The sequence below is a fragment of the Pseudomonas sp. Pme6b genome (assembly GCF_058129925.1).
In genome coordinates, this window is record NZ_CM176704.1 from 4631027 (window position 1) to 4645685 (window position 14659).

A 14659-nucleotide genomic window follows, 5' to 3' on the forward strand; every position below is an offset into this window, starting at 1 on the left:
ATAGTTAGCACTTGCCGGCCTGACCTCAAACGTAAGCTTTGTCGCCTGCTCACTCACGACAAGGCACTTCAATGCTGGACCAAACTTCGCCGGGCAAGGCACCTGCCGCCCCGCATGTGCAACTTATAAAAGATAAATCACCCCGATGGCTGCTTGACGCAGAACCGTCAACCCATGCAACTCTGCGCAAAACCTCCGGACGCCCCTTGCAATGGCTGACGAGCGCGCGCACGTCCAGCCCGGAGCAAGTCGATAAACTTCAGCAGCTCTATGCCGAGCATCGCCAGAATGAACAAAAGGTTCGTCCGACGCTTGATCGCCTCTCGACACTGGAAGACTTCGCGACCCCTCTTCTGACGGCGGCGATCAAGGACCGCTTCGGTCTGGACGTCGACGTCGCCCGGACCTGGCTGTTTCACGCCAGCCGGGCCAGGGTCGACCAGTCGTTCCAGGCGGCATCCCGAGACCCCATCACTCAAGCCAACATTGCCTTGAGGGCCGCCTGTCAGAGCCTGCTCAAGGCTGCGCTGCAGAATTTCGAAAAGTGGGAAACCGCGCCTGGCGCGATGGATTCGGACTCGGGCATAGAGGCTCAGGTGTTTTCCGCCTTTGAAATCATCGGTCAACAGATCGCCGGCCAGTCCTTGCCGATATCTGCGACCGGGTTCGCAGCGATGTGCCGCGAGCTGGACCTGGGCGGTAAATACCAGACCCACCTGGAGTCCGTCTTCAATGCACCTTCGACACCCGAAGAAACGGCGGACGCTGCGGCATCCAGGCTGCGCAAGGACTTCCTGAAACTTCAGTCATCGTCCATCCGGCTTCAACTGCAGATTGCCTCCCTGCAGGAACTTGTCAGCCCGCCATTGCAGGGCGCGTTACTGGATATTCTCGACAGCAAGCAAAACGTCCGACTTGATAACAGGCCGGTCAACTGCAGCGTGCTGTGCCTGGGGGATGTCGAACTTGACGGCCCGTTCGTTATTGGCAAAGACCGCGACATGGCAACTCAGGCAGAAAAAATTGTCGTCTACATTCCAGACGATCCGGTTGCGCCATTGAAGGAATACGACTCGGTCGAGGCGTTTATAAACTCGTTGCGCGACCGGATGTTCATCGATGGATATCTGAATTTTTTCATGCGTTTCATACCGGCGCGCCATCGAAGTGCCTTGTTTGAAAAGCTGTCCGAGCGTCTGCACCCCAAAGTCAAGAAAGGGGGGTTCTTCGAGCGCCAGTGGCTGGAACGTGAAGCGGACCGAAACGCCCGGCTGGACCTGAGAGAGACTCCTCTGCAAGGCCCCTTGCCGGAGGCCCTGTACGATCGCAAACGTGCAGCGTTGAAGGAAAATGCGCTGTTTCATGGCGTGCCAACGGCGGCGCAGGACCAGAAAACTGTCGACGAGCGTGTGCAGTACTTTAAGGACAAAGCCTTCGACGTCTTGAACATCGCCGCTTTTGTCGTTCCGGTACTGGGCGAAGTGATGATGGCCGTCACAGCCATTCAGTTGGCCCATGAAGTCTATGAGGGCATAGAAAGCTGGGCCAAGGACGAAAAACAGCAGGCGCTCACCTACCTGTTCGACGTGGTGGAGAATATTGCCCTGATGTCGGCCCTTGGCGCTGCGGCGACGGGCTCAGCAGGCATACCTGCGATACAGGTGCCCGAGTTCGTAAACGGCCTCAAACCCGTGGAATTACCGAGTGGAATGACTCGTCTCTGGAAACCGGACCTGACACCCTTTAGCCATGACATCGTGCTGCCAAAGGGTCTGCTGCCCAACGCCACAGGCCTGTATACATGGCAAGGCAAGCAGTGGCTGCCACTTGAAGGACGCACCTATTCGGTGAGCCCTGCCCCGACCGGCGATGGTTATCTGATAGAGCACCCAGCCAACCCGCACGGCTATCAACCCGCCCTGCGCCACAACGGCGCGGGAGCATGGCTGCATGAACTTGATCGCCCGCTGGAGATGGAAGGCCTGTCGCTGTTCCGACGGTTGGGGTATTCCAGCGAAGCGTTTTCCGACAGCGCAGCCAGACGCATCCTGAAGGTCAGCAATACGCCTGAATCCGTGATGCGCCAGGCACTGGCTGATCAGCTCCGCCCACCGGCCTTGCTCGAAGACACAGCGCGCCGTTTCAGGCTGGATCAGGAAATTGATCGTTTCATAGAGCAGATGGAAGCCAACGATGCAGACGCAGCAGCGCCCCTCCAACTTGAACTGCTGAGCCATGACCCTGGCTGGCCGAACAATCGCGCTCTGGTGCTGGTGGATGCCCAAGGCAACACGCTCCATCGGTTCGTTGCGGCGCAGCAGTCTGGCGCTGCTGCCCCCCTCGACATGCATATTCGTGCCGATCAGCCAGATGCCCTGCGCCAGGTCCTGGAAAAACTGAACAACATCGAAATCCGGACTCTGCTCAACGAAGAGTTCGGTGCGGGTCAGCCGGGCATCGCACCGCGGCTGATCGCTTTACGCGCACAATTGGTGGCGCGTGCCCGGACAACCAGAGCCTGGTTGTTCGAATCACGTTACCGCGCCCTGAAAGTCGCTGATACGGACGGCGCGCAAACCCTCCAGCAGGCGTTTGCCGGCCTGCCGCCGCTGGTTGTCGAGGAATTGGCCAGCCACGCCTCGCCAGCCGAGCGGCTACAACTCACTACAGAGCGCCGCGTACCCTTACGCATGGCCGAAGAAGCCAGTGCCTATTTGCAGCAAGTACGGCTGGCACGAGCCTATGAGGGCCTTTACCTGACCTCGGTATCCAGCGCAGATACCGATTGCCTTGCCCTGCACAGCCTTGAAGCCCTTGCGCAATGGCCTTCTCAGGTCAGGTTGGAGGTGCACAATCGCTTCTTTGGCGGCCAACTGCTCTACAGTATCGGGGCTCAGGAGGCTCCCGTTCGCAAGGTGCTGTTCAAAGATGGCAATCGTTATGAGACCCGTGACGCTGACGATCAGCACCTGCACGGGCTGGACGATCTGTATTCATCCGTACTTCACGCCCTGCCCGATGCCGAGCGCAGCCAATTGGGTTTTGCCCATACCGGCCAGGGGCAGGCGCTGGAGGCTCTGATTCAGAAAAACCCTCTGCCTCGCCAGACTCTCGCGCCACTGCTGAACATGCAGGCGCTCAAACCCGGCTCCAAGTCCCCCATGCGTCTGGCCGATGGCCGCCTTGGTTATCCCTTGAGCGGTAATGGCAGAACCGACTGGCATATGACCGATGAAAGTCTGCTGGACAAGATCCGTTTGCTGGAACTGGAAGACGCGTTCCCCGAAGACATTCTCAGCCGCCTGCGCCACACAGGCAGGGATAATCGGGCTATCGATGAACGACTCAACAGCCTGCTGGGCGAGCAAATCATGCTGCGGGAAAGTCTTGACGCCTGGACCTTTGAAGTCGTGGCAATGCCCCCCATGAGTCAGGCGCATATCGATAGCCGGGCGCGTATCAGCGAGGCGATCTGGAACCACTGGCGCATCAATAACCTGCCTGAAATCGGACGAACGCTTGAGCCACTGTATCTGCAGCAGGTATCCCTGACTGACTTCCCACGACACCTACCAGATTTTGTATACGCGCGGGTGAGCGGACTCTATCTGGAGAATATCTCGATCGAACCCCGAGTTCGCCCGGGCGCAGAGCTTTCAACACCGGTAGCCACGGATCTACCCAGACAGTTGACCAACAGCTTCGAACTTGGACACTTTCTGCAACGCTTCCCCCACACGCGCTCACTCATTCTGGTCGGCGAACCCGGCGCCGGTGCGGATCCGCAGCTATCGGCCTTCCTCAACCTGCCCCAGCAAGTGTCCAGTGTGCTGCCGCAACTTACTGAACTGGGACTGATAAACCAGAGCATTTTTCTGGATCAGGCGCAGATGGACCACTTGCGCGATATGCCTGATCTCAGGTCGCTGAACCTCAGCGGCAACCGGCTGGTCAGCTTGCTGCCGATGGACCTTGGCTGGCTGCATCTTGACCGGTTGATACTGGAGCGAGTCGGCATGCACCGCTGGCCTTCCTGGCTGACGGACATAATCCCGAACAATATTCGTGAGCTGTCGGTGGCTCATAACAACCTGACCGAACTGCCGGACTGGATCCTCGACAATCCCCTCAACCCCGAGCATCAGACCCTGATCGATTTGCGCGGCAACAGCCTGTCCAGGCATACGGTGATGCACGCACGCATCAACGAGGCTGTACCCGACTGTTCGTTTCGCTTCCTGATGGACACGCCGCTGGCTGTGCAAGCCGCTATAAACATGCAATTGCGCGAAGGTGCCAAATTATCTGCCGCGCTTGATCAGTGGACACACGCCTCAAATTCGCTGGCCATTACGAGTGAACGGACCATCGAAGCCCGCCGCGAGATCGGCAGGATACTGACTGATCACTGGCGAGCGTTCAGCCTGGGGCAAATCCACCGTCCACTGCGCCTGGAAAACCTTTCGCTGGCCGACTTTCCCCGCCAGCTGCCGGAGTTCTTCTATCGTCAGATACGCTATCTGCGCCTGAGCAGAGTCACGGCTACGGGATCTGATCTGGACCAGTTGCTGCGCCGTATGACTGATCTGAACTCACTGGAAATGAACGGGCATGTCGCACCGCTGCTGCAACTGCCTCCGGCGCTGCTTGAACTTCGATCACTTCGTTCGCTATTGCTGATTGACCAGGGAATGGTGATCGAGCAAAAGCACATCGATTTCTTCAGCCGCATTCCGACGCTTGCAAGGCTGGAACTGGATGGCAACCGGATGGGTGCGATCAGCGATCTGTCTGCCCTTAGCAATACCGCGCTCAACTGGCTATCACTCAATAACGTCGGATTAACCGAATGGCCGACCTGGGTGAATGACATGATTCCAGCACATCTGGGGACGCTCCTGCTGGAGGGCAATCTGATTACTGACTTGCCGGAGCATATTCTGGCCAATCCCGGCAGCGAATCTGCGCACACGGAAATAAGCTTGCTGAACAACCCGCTTTCCGAAGACAGCATGCGTCGAGCACACTTTTCAGAAAGCTATGGACGCTCTTTCACCTTTGACATGGACCTGCCACCCGAACTCGCAGCGATGGACTGGACGGAGCAGCATGATTCGGACTCATCGATATCAGACTACGAGTCAGAAGACAGTCGGGCATCGACTCCAGAGCCAGTGACTGCCGAACCCTGGCTGGACGACAGCAGCCCGCTCATCGCCGCGCGGCGTGCGCTCTGGGAGCAACTGGAGATCAGCGACCACAACCGAAGGCTATTGGACCTGATCGGTTCGCTGCGCCACAGTGCCGACTATCGCAATACGGCCAACCGGGCAGCACTGCAGGAGCGCGTCTGGCGAGTACTCGGCGCGGTGAGTCAGGACCCTCAACTGGGAATGACCCTGAGTGCTATCGCCGAAGAACCACTCAGGCTGTTCCGTGACAACAACACCTGCCCGGACGGCATCCTGCTGGAGTTCAACCAGATGGAGGTGATGGTGTTCATTCGTCAGTCACTGCACGATGTTGTGCCGGAGCAGCGAGGTGCACTGCTGTACAGGCTGACAACCCGCCTTTATCGCCTGTCCGAACTGGATGCTGCTGCCCGAGAGCAGACCGGGAGCCGCGATGAAGCTGAAGTCCGTCTGGCGTATCGCATACACTGGGCAAGCGCGCTGGACCTGCCCGTACCACCGGAAGGCATGTTGTATCAGGCCCACGCCGCCATCAGGCCGGGTGAGTTCGATACAGCCCTGCTTCGCGTGCAGTCCGGAGAACAAGGCGAACCATTCCTGCGCTTCGCCGAGCAGCAGGATTACTGGATCAACTATCTGCGCGAAACCTATGCTGGACGGTTCGATGCACTCGAACGTATTTACAGGACTGACCTGACCCGACTCACCGACGAATTCGAACAGCGCAACATCAGCCTGGACAATCCGGAATACGAAAAACGCATTCGCGAATTCGAAGCCAGCTTCAAGGCACAGCAAACAATGCTGATAAGGGAGCTGACCAACGCCGAGGGGCTGGAGCATCATTGATGGCATGGGCCGCCTGACGCACAGTGCGCCAGGCGGCCCGGCAGCGGACGTGGCTGCTTACTCGGCGCCCCGCACCTGTGCTTCCAGTTCGGACTTGAGACCGGGCTCCAGTTTCAACTGGCGCGCCAGCTCATCGAGATAGGCGCGCTCCATGAAATGCTCTTCATCCACCAGCATGACACTGGCAATATACATTTCCGCCGCCATTTCAGGCGTGGTCGCGGCGCGAGCCACTTCTGCCGGGTCCAGCGGTTTGTTCAGCTCGGCCTGAAGCCATTGCTGAAGCGCCTGATCGCTGTTCAATTTGCTGAACTCGCCCTCGATCAGTTCTCGCTCACGCTCATCCACATGACCATCGGCTTTTGCAGCGGCGACCAGGGCACGCAGGATGGCCTGGCTGTGCTGCTCGGCTTCAGCCTCGGGCAAGCGATCAATGGTTTGCGGCTCACGCTGACCAACGAGGCCCTGACTGGACTGCCAGTTGTTATAGGCCTTATAGGCCAGTACGCCCAATGCCGCCAAGCCTCCGTAAGTCAGCACCTTACCGCCCATACTGCGCGACCGTTTGCCGCGCAGAAGGCTCATGGCACCTGCAGCCAGCGCACCGCCACCGGCGCCGGACAGCAGACCGCCAAGACCGCTCTGGGAGGTCCCTTGGCCTTTACCGCCGCCGAGCAGGCTGCCCAGACCATTGATCAATGAATCGCTGCCCGAAGACTGCTTGCCGGATTTGCCGTTAGCCTTGTCCTGCAACATGCTTTGTCCGGATTTGAGCAACTGATCGAGTAAGCCACGCGTATTCACAGAAAGCCTCCTACAAGGTTTGTCACATGAGTGATTGACCAATAAGTTGACAGGAAGTCACTGACTCAAGATTCCCGGTGTGCTTCCGGATGTTACGATTCCCGACCAGCCCCATTCATCCAATCATTCCCGATATCAGCGAAACACGTGCAACGCGCGGCTCTGATAAGGGGTCAATAGTGGAGCAGTCGGTACGAAAAGCAGTTAAAAAGACTGCTCGTCCAGATCGATCAACCTTAAGTACACCCATATGAACGCAAGACGCATACCGTCAGGAGCTTGCCTGAAGTGATATCGCCCACTGGTTTCCCGACAGCTAACGGCACGGCTGCCGGGATTATCCGATCAAAGGACTGGAGCCAGACACCACTCGGACCCATCGAGCATTGGCCGGTATCGCTGAAAAACACCCTGAATCTGATTCTGAATTCGCCGGAATCGATGTATCTGCTCTGGGGACCGGAGCTGGTGTTTTTCCATAATGATGCTTATACCCCCATCCTCGGCCCGCGTAAGGATAACGCCATTGGCGCGCTTATTCCGGACCTCTGGGCTGATGTGTGGGATCAGGTCGCGCCACTGGTCATCGATGCATACGCCGGCAAGCCGTGCCATTACAAGGACATGCCGCTGAGCATGGCGCGCTATGGTGAGGTCGAGCAGACATGGTGGTCATTCTCCTTCTCGCCGGTGATCGACGAGCAAGGGATGATCGTTGGCATGTTTTGCATCACCAACGAAACCACCGAGCATGTCCTCAGTCAGCAAGCGTTGCAGGACAGTGAGCGCGAACGCCTGAAACTGATCGAGGATCTGGTAAATCTGGAACGGCGGCAGACCGCCAGGCTGGCACAGCGGACCCTGGAGCTGGATACATTCTGGGAGATTTCCCCGGATCCGCTGGCGATACTCGATTTCAACGGCATTTTCCTGCGGGTGAACCCAGCCTGGACAGTACTGCTGGGCCACACTGAACAAGAGCTGCTGGGCAGCTCGATCATGAGCCTGCTGCATCCCGATGATGTGCGTAATACCGAGGATGCCCTGAAACACACCATCAATCATGTTTTGCCGCTGTTCGAGAATCGCTACCGGCATGTGGACGGGACCTATCACTGGTTCGGCTGGACCGCTGCGCCAGGCAATGGAATCATTTTTGCGCTGGGCAAGCATCTGACCCACGAGAAAGATCGCATCGAAGCATTGCGTATTGCCGAAGAAGCACTGATTCAAGCGCAGAAAATGGAAGCGGTCGGGCAGTTGACCGGCGGTTTGGCACATGACTTCAACAATCTGCTGATGGGCGTGACCGGCAACATGGAGTTGCTCCTGTCGAGGATCAGACAGGAGCGCTTCACGGAGCTGGATCGCTATATCAATGCAGCACTGGAGGGCTCAAGACGTGCAGCCTCCCTGACGCACCGCCTGCTGGCATTCTCGCGCCGTCAGACACTGGCCCCCAAGGCGACGGATATCGACCTTCTGGTGGGGGGCATGGATGAACTGATCCGGCGTACCGTGGGCCCTGCCATCGATATGCAGGTCATTGCTTCACGAGGGCTGTGGTCGACCCTGGTGGACCCGCATCAGTTGGAAAACTCGCTGCTCAATTTATGTATCAACGCCAAGGACGCCATGCCCGACGGCGGGCAGCTGCTGATTCAGACCGGCAACCGTCATCTGAATGCAGCCGCAGCGGCGAGGTATCAGTTGCCCGCAGGTCGTTACGTGGAGTTATGCGTCAGCGATACAGGCACGGGCATGGACAAAGATGTCATGGCACGGGCCTTCGATCCGTTCTTCACCACCAAACCGTTAGGCATGGGGACGGGCCTGGGGCTGTCGATGATTTACGGCTTTGCACGGCAGTCCGGAGGCGGCGTCAACATCACCTCAAACGTTGGAGAGGGCTCGAAAGTCTGCATCCTGCTGCCGATGCATGAAGGTGAGCCTGAAGCGGTGGCACTTGAGGACAGCCCTTTACAAGTACCCGCACCTGGCATCAGCGATGAAACCATTCTGGTCGTTGATGACGAGCCCGCTGTGCGCCTGCTGATTGCCGAGTTGCTTGAAGACCTTGGCTATACCATTTTGCAGGCCGAGCGAGGTGCCGATGCTCTGACCATTCTGCAGTCCAAAGCGGCTATCGACCTGTTGATTACCGACGTCGGTCTGCCAGGCGGCATGAACGGTCGTCAGGTCGCAGACGCCGCCCGGGATGTTCGGCCCGACCTGAAAATACTGTTTGTGACCGGCTATGCTGAAAACGCGGCGCTGGCCCACGATACGCTTGAACCTGGCATGCATGTACTGCCCAAGCCTTTTGCCATTGCCGAACTGATCGGACGCGTCACCGAACTGCTGGAAGGCGAATAAAAATGAGCGCCCTGCGGCGCTCACTTATTGGCTGCTTCCTTTCGTAAACCGAACGGGCATCAATCCCGCAGATCAGACTCATGAATCGGCTGATCCCGATGTGTGGCGCGTTGGTACTGTGCGGGCCAGGTCGCCAGACGCCCGCCCAGGTCTTCATCGGCACGCAGCGGCCAGTACGGATCACGCAGCAACTCACGCGCAAGCAGGATGATATCGGCCTGCCCGGTACGCAGAATATGCTCTGCCTGGGCCGGATCAGTAATCATGCCTACCGTCCCTGTAGCGATTTCGGACTCTTTGCGAACCCGTTCGGCAAAACGCGTCTGGTAGCCGGGGCCAACCGGAATTTCTGCGTTGGCTGACGTGCCGCCCGACGACACATCGATCAGGTCGGTACCCAGCGCCTTCAGACGGCGCGCCAACTCTACCGTTTCATCGGCGTTCCAGCCGTCTTCCACCCAGTCGGTGGCGGACACGCGAACGAACAACGGCAGCTCTTCAGGCCACACTGCGCGCACCGCTTGGGTGACTTGCAGCGTCAGGCGAATGCGGTTCTCGAATGAACCACCGTATTGGTCAGTGCGCTGGTTGCTCAATGGCGACAGGAACTGGTGCAGCAGATAACCGTGGGCCGCGTGAATTTCTACCACCTTGAAGCCTGCGGTCAGGGCGCGCCGTGCGGAATCGACAAACGCCTTGATCAGTTCCTGAATCTGCGTTTCGCTCAGTTGCACAGGCGCCGTGTGCTGCGGATCAAAAGCAATTGCCGAAGGCCCGACCGGAGTCCAGCCGCCTTCATTGAGGGAAATGCTGCCGTGCTTGCCAAGCCACGGGCGCCAGGTGCTGGCCTTGCGACCGGCGTGCGCCAGCTGGATGCCAGCCACCGCACCCTGAGCATTGATAAAGCGGGTAATGCGTTGCAGCGGCTCGATCTGTTCATCATTCCAAAGCCCCAGGTCTTCGGGGGTTATGCGGCCGTCCGGCGTCACAGCCATCGCTTCAGTGATGACCAGGCCGGCGCCGCCAACTGCTCGGCTTCCCAGATGAACCAGATGCCAGTCGTTGGCCAGGCCGTCGACACTGGAATACTGGCACATCGGCGAGACTGCGATACGGTTGCGAAGGGTCAATTGGCGCAGGGTGTAGGGTTCAAGCAGCAGGCTCATGGCAACCTCTCGTAATGAAAAATCAGGTGTCCAGGCCCCGTTCATTCAATGAACAGGTTTTGCAGACAGTCTGTTGTCGACAACCCGGTAGCGAGAGGGGTTCCTGCTGATTGTCAGCGTGGCGCGATGTGCACCACCATCAACTGCACGGTTTCGTTGCCACGAAACTCGTTGAGGTCCAGTTTGTAGGCCAGTTCGACCCAGCGAATGTTGGGGTTGGGCCAGATGTCGCGGTCGACGCCGAACGCAATGCCATCGAGCTTGACGCTGCCGCACTCGGTCTTGAGCACCATCTTCAAGTGACGCTCGCCCACCACCCGCTGTTCGACAAGCTGGAATATGCCGTGGAACAAGGGCTCGGGGAAGTGCTGTCCCCAGGGACCGGCGTTGCGCAGTGCGCGGGCCAGTTCCAGATGGAATTCCTCGACGGCCAGCGAACCGTCAGACAGCAGACGTCCGGTCAAGTCCTGCTCGTCGAGCTGACGACGCACTTCCAGGTCGAACGCTTCGGCAAACGCCGGGAAATTCTCTTCAGGCAGCGAGAGACCTGCCGCCATGGCGTGGCCGCCGAACTTGCTGATCAGATGCGGATGACTGGCCGCCACAGCGTCCAGCGCATCGCGAATGTGAAACCCCGGCACCGAGCGAGCCGAGCCTTTGAGCACGCCCTCCGCGGCACTGGCGAACGCGATGGTAGGTCGGTGGTAGCGCTCCTTGAGGCGCGAGGCCAGGATACCGATGACACCCTGATGCCATTCGGCATCGAACAGGCACAGGCCGAACGGCATGGACTCCAGCGGCAGGTCCTTGAGCTGCGCGAGCGCTTCACGCTGCATGCCCTGCTCAATGGATTTGCGATCCTGGTTCAATTCGTCCAGTTGCACGGCCATTTCTCGCGCCAGTGTCGGGTCGTCGCAGAGCAGGCATTCAATGCCCAGGCTCATATCGTCCAGGCGCCCCGCCGCGTTCAGGCGTGGCCCGATAATAAACCCCAGATCAGTAGAGGTGATGCGCGAAGACTCACGCCGTGCAACCTCAAGAATCGCGCGCAGCCCGGGCCGGGCACGGCCAGCACGAATACGCATCAGGCCTTGGTGCACCAGAATGCGGTTGTTGGCGTCGAGCGGCACGACATCGGCCACGCTGCCCAGCGCGACCAGGTCCAGAAGCTCACCCAGGTTGGGCTGGGCACGCTGGTTGCTCTCGAACCAGCCGGTGTCCCGCAAACGCGCACGCAAGGCCATCAACACATAGAAAATAACCCCGACACCGGCCAGCGATTTGCTGGGAAAGGTACAGCCTGGCTGGTTGGGGTTGACGATGGCGTCTGCCGCCGGAAGCTCGTGACCCGGCAAATGGTGGTCGGTGACCAGTACCTGCAAGCCTGCCGCCTTGGCAGCGGCCACACCCTCGACGCTCGAAATGCCGTTATCCACGGTGATCAATAGCTGAGGCTCGCGCTGCAACGCCACTTCGACGATTTCCGGCGTCAGGCCATAACCGTACTCAAAACGGTTAGGCACCAGATAATCGACGTGCGCCGCGCCCAGCAGGCGCAGCCCCAGAACACCCACGGTGCTGGCAGTCGCACCGTCGGCATCGAAATCACCGACAATCAGCATACGCTGACCCTCCTGCAGCGCCGTTACCAGCAGATCTACCGCAGCATCGATTCCCTTGAGTTGCTGATAAGGGATCAACCGCGTCAGGCTTTTGTCCAGCTCGGCCTCGCAGGCCACGCCCCTTGCAGCATAAAGACGAGTGAGCAAGGGCGGCAGGTCGCCGAGAAACGGCAAGGTATCAGGCAATAGACGGGGTTCGATGCGCATGCGGGTCAGCTGATTCTCTTTGCAGTGTCGATGAATGTTTTTTCGATCGGAACCGGCGGCTGTCAGCCGCGTTCGCCCGCAAGCCATTGCAACTGGACTTCATGCTGGCCACGGTCGTCGGTGACGAACACCGTTCCTTCACTGATCATCACATCCCACTTGATGACCCGCGGCATATCCTTGGCCAGCACTTCCAGCACGTCCTGTGGGACGGCGGCAATATTGACGTTTTTCAGGTTCTTGATCGCCGGGATGACCTTGCCTTCCCAAACGCGCAAGCTGCCGTAGGCAAGCAGGCTGGTGCGTTCGGTGCGACGCGAGCACCAGGTCAGGCGGTCGGCATCCGGCTGTCCGACTTCAATCCAGTGCAGAACCCGATCATCCAGGCTTTTTTCCCACAGTGCGGGTTCGTCCACATCAGACAGGCCGCGACCGAACGACAATTGTTCGTTGTACCAGAAGGCATAGGCCAGCAGGCGCACGGTCATGCGTTCTTCAGTTTCCGAAGGATGGCGGGCAATGGTCTGTTTGACGCTCTCATACACTCCGCGATCGAGGTCGGTGAGGTTGAGTTCGAATTTGTAGGTCGTGGACGGCTGGGCCATGAACGGGCTTCTAGAGTCTGGAGGTAAGACGGCAAGTCTAACCGATGCCGGGCCTGTGAACGAACTTGCTCGCGCAGGGGATGCAATTGCTACTGCTTGCGGGCTATACAAAAATCGATAGCCTGAAACAAAATTCTGATACAGATTGGCTTTATAGACGATCTGCTCCGAGTACCTGGATCCCGGCAAGGGACTGCCGAAGCACTTGAATGTGACGCCACAGGCGCAGCGCCACTCAAAGAGCTGCCACTCTACTCCAGTTTGCTGAATCTTTTTCGAGGATGAAACCAGCGAATGTCCCTTCCTGCCTCGTACTGCACAGCGGCTCGATTGATGCTCGCCCTGTCGCTGGCTGCCCTGTCATGCGCCAGCCAGGCAAGGGAGACATTGACCTGGCTGATGCGCGACATACCACCTTCGACGATTTTTTCCGGAGTCATGCGCGGGCAAGGTGCTATTGATCAGCTCATGCCTTTGTTAACTGCGCGAATGCCCGAATACGATCACGTGCTAATGCGCGTCAATCGTGCCAGGGGCCTGCAGATGCTTAACGACGCCACGTATCTGAGTTGTGATCCCACGATGCTGTGGACTGAGGAGCGAGCCAGAACCCTGCTCTTCTCCATACCGATCGGCGCCATATTCAGCAGCGGCCTGATTGTACGCAAGGAAGACATGTCGACGTTCGAGCCGTATGTCGAGGACGGAAAAATCGACTTCGCGGCGCTTATGGCCACCCGGGCGATCAAATTGGGCATAGTCGCCGAACGCAGCTATGGCGAACTGATCGACCATACGCTGCAAGGTGTCAACGAAGATGCGCTGGTGCTCCATTACGGTAACGATGCCACCGGCAGCCTTCTGCAAATGGAACGCCTGGGGCGCCTGCAAGCCTTTATCAGTTTCTGGCCGGAAGCACGCTATCAGGCCATGCAACAAGGTATCAGGCCGGATGAACTGGCCTTCTTGCCGATCATGGGCAACCCCGCCTACCAATTCGTCTATATCAGTTGCAGCAACTCACCTGAAGGCAAAAAAGCCTCGCACAGATCAACCGCGAGATGCGTACGTTGCGCGAAAGCAGCCTGATGGGCTTTTACGCGCGGTGGCTGGACCCCGAGCAACGGGCAAGCTACCTGGAAGACGTCAAAGCGCTGTTCGAGAAGAACTGACCACCTAAAAGAAACCCCGGGCAGAGGGGGACCTGCCCGGGGTAAACATGACCATGATGGTCAGTACGCCAACCTTCGATCACCGGAGCACAATGATCAAACCTGACGTAATGGATAGGAGTGCGACGAGCGCGTCAGGTTCCGACATCGTTGACGCGAGTCAGATAACTGTTAAGCAACTGTTAAGCAAAAGACGGAGTGCCGACAAACGTTCGGCTGATTGCAGCATTGCGCATCGCGGCAATGACGCAGGGTTCGATTCGACCTTCGGCGACCATCAAATCCCGGCGCAGGCCGTCTACCACGTCGGTGAGCTGACGCTTGTCGCTCAGTTGATCAGCGCCGAATGTACGCTCGATCACACAGACGCCCGCTTTATCCTTAAGAGTAACCAGACGTTCGCCCCGAGTACCCGCCGGGCCAATAGTGGCCTGATAAGGAGCCAGCGCTTCGCTTAGCAGTAAGCTGATATTTTCCATCCGGATCACCACTCAACAGTTTGAATGCAAAGGTGCTAACCAATGACCGTCGGCGACAGCAGAAAGTTCTTTCTATCGCCTGATCACAGCACCGGTCTGTCATTTCGAGCATGCCTGTTGAATGTGACAAGGAAAAAACCGGAGGCCAATGGCGACAGGAAGTGGGCTTGTAGGAAAACTCAACATA

7 protein-coding genes and 1 pseudogene are annotated in these 14659 nt (G+C 58.3%); 3 read left to right on the forward strand and 5 right to left on the reverse strand.

From position 1 onward, the window contains the following. Positions 1 to 71: 71 nt before the first annotated feature. Complete coding sequence (locus AC4ANE_RS21030) at positions 72 to 6041, forward strand: NEL-type E3 ubiquitin ligase domain-containing protein (protein ID WP_002554769.1); 5970 nt, start codon at positions 72 to 74, stop codon at positions 6039 to 6041. Positions 6042 to 6098: 57 nt separating this feature from the next. Here the strand turns inward: AC4ANE_RS21030 and AC4ANE_RS21035 are convergent, their stop codons facing one another. Continuing rightward, positions 6099 to 6845 (reverse strand): tellurite resistance TerB family protein, encoded by a 747-nt coding sequence (locus AC4ANE_RS21035; RefSeq protein WP_002554770.1) that lies wholly within the window; start codon positions 6843 to 6845, stop codon positions 6099 to 6101. A gap of 288 nt (positions 6846 to 7133) precedes the next feature. On the opposite strand from AC4ANE_RS21035, the gene AC4ANE_RS21040 reads away from it, so the two are divergent. Continuing rightward, positions 7134 to 9221 carry a hybrid sensor histidine kinase/response regulator gene (locus AC4ANE_RS21040; protein WP_002554771.1) on the forward strand — a complete coding sequence of 696 codons (2088 nt, stop codon included), beginning with the start codon at positions 7134 to 7136 and terminating at the stop codon, positions 9219 to 9221. 59 nt (positions 9222 to 9280) lie between these two features. On the opposite strand, the gene AC4ANE_RS21045 is transcribed toward AC4ANE_RS21040, so the two are convergent. The 3 genes from AC4ANE_RS21045 to AC4ANE_RS21055 all read right to left on the reverse strand — a co-directional run bounded on the left by AC4ANE_RS21045 (position 9281) and on the right by AC4ANE_RS21055 (position 12821). Then, on the reverse strand, positions 9281 to 10387 hold the full coding sequence (locus tag AC4ANE_RS21045; protein WP_002554772.1) for an NADH:flavin oxidoreductase/NADH oxidase: 1107 nt from the start codon (positions 10385 to 10387) through the stop codon (positions 9281 to 9283). Between the two features lie 113 nt (positions 10388 to 10500). Next, complete coding sequence (recJ, locus tag AC4ANE_RS21050; RefSeq protein ID WP_002554773.1) at positions 10501 to 12216, reverse strand: single-stranded-DNA-specific exonuclease RecJ; 1716 nt, start codon at positions 12214 to 12216, stop codon at positions 10501 to 10503. A 62-nt stretch (positions 12217 to 12278) separates the two neighbouring features. After that, positions 12279 to 12821, reverse strand: a complete 543-nt coding sequence (locus AC4ANE_RS21055) for a YaeQ family protein (protein WP_002554774.1) — start codon at positions 12819 to 12821, stop codon at positions 12279 to 12281. 333 nt (positions 12822 to 13154) lie between these two features. Here AC4ANE_RS21055 and AC4ANE_RS21060 point away from each other — a divergent pair. After that, positions 13155 to 13993, forward strand: a pseudogene (locus AC4ANE_RS21060) (TIGR02285 family protein). Between the two features lie 182 nt (positions 13994 to 14175). Here AC4ANE_RS21060 and AC4ANE_RS21065 read toward each other — a convergent pair. Next, positions 14176 to 14472, reverse strand: a complete 297-nt coding sequence (locus AC4ANE_RS21065) for a DUF3509 domain-containing protein (RefSeq protein WP_002554776.1) — start codon at positions 14470 to 14472, stop codon at positions 14176 to 14178. Positions 14473 to 14659: the final 187 nt, after the last annotated feature.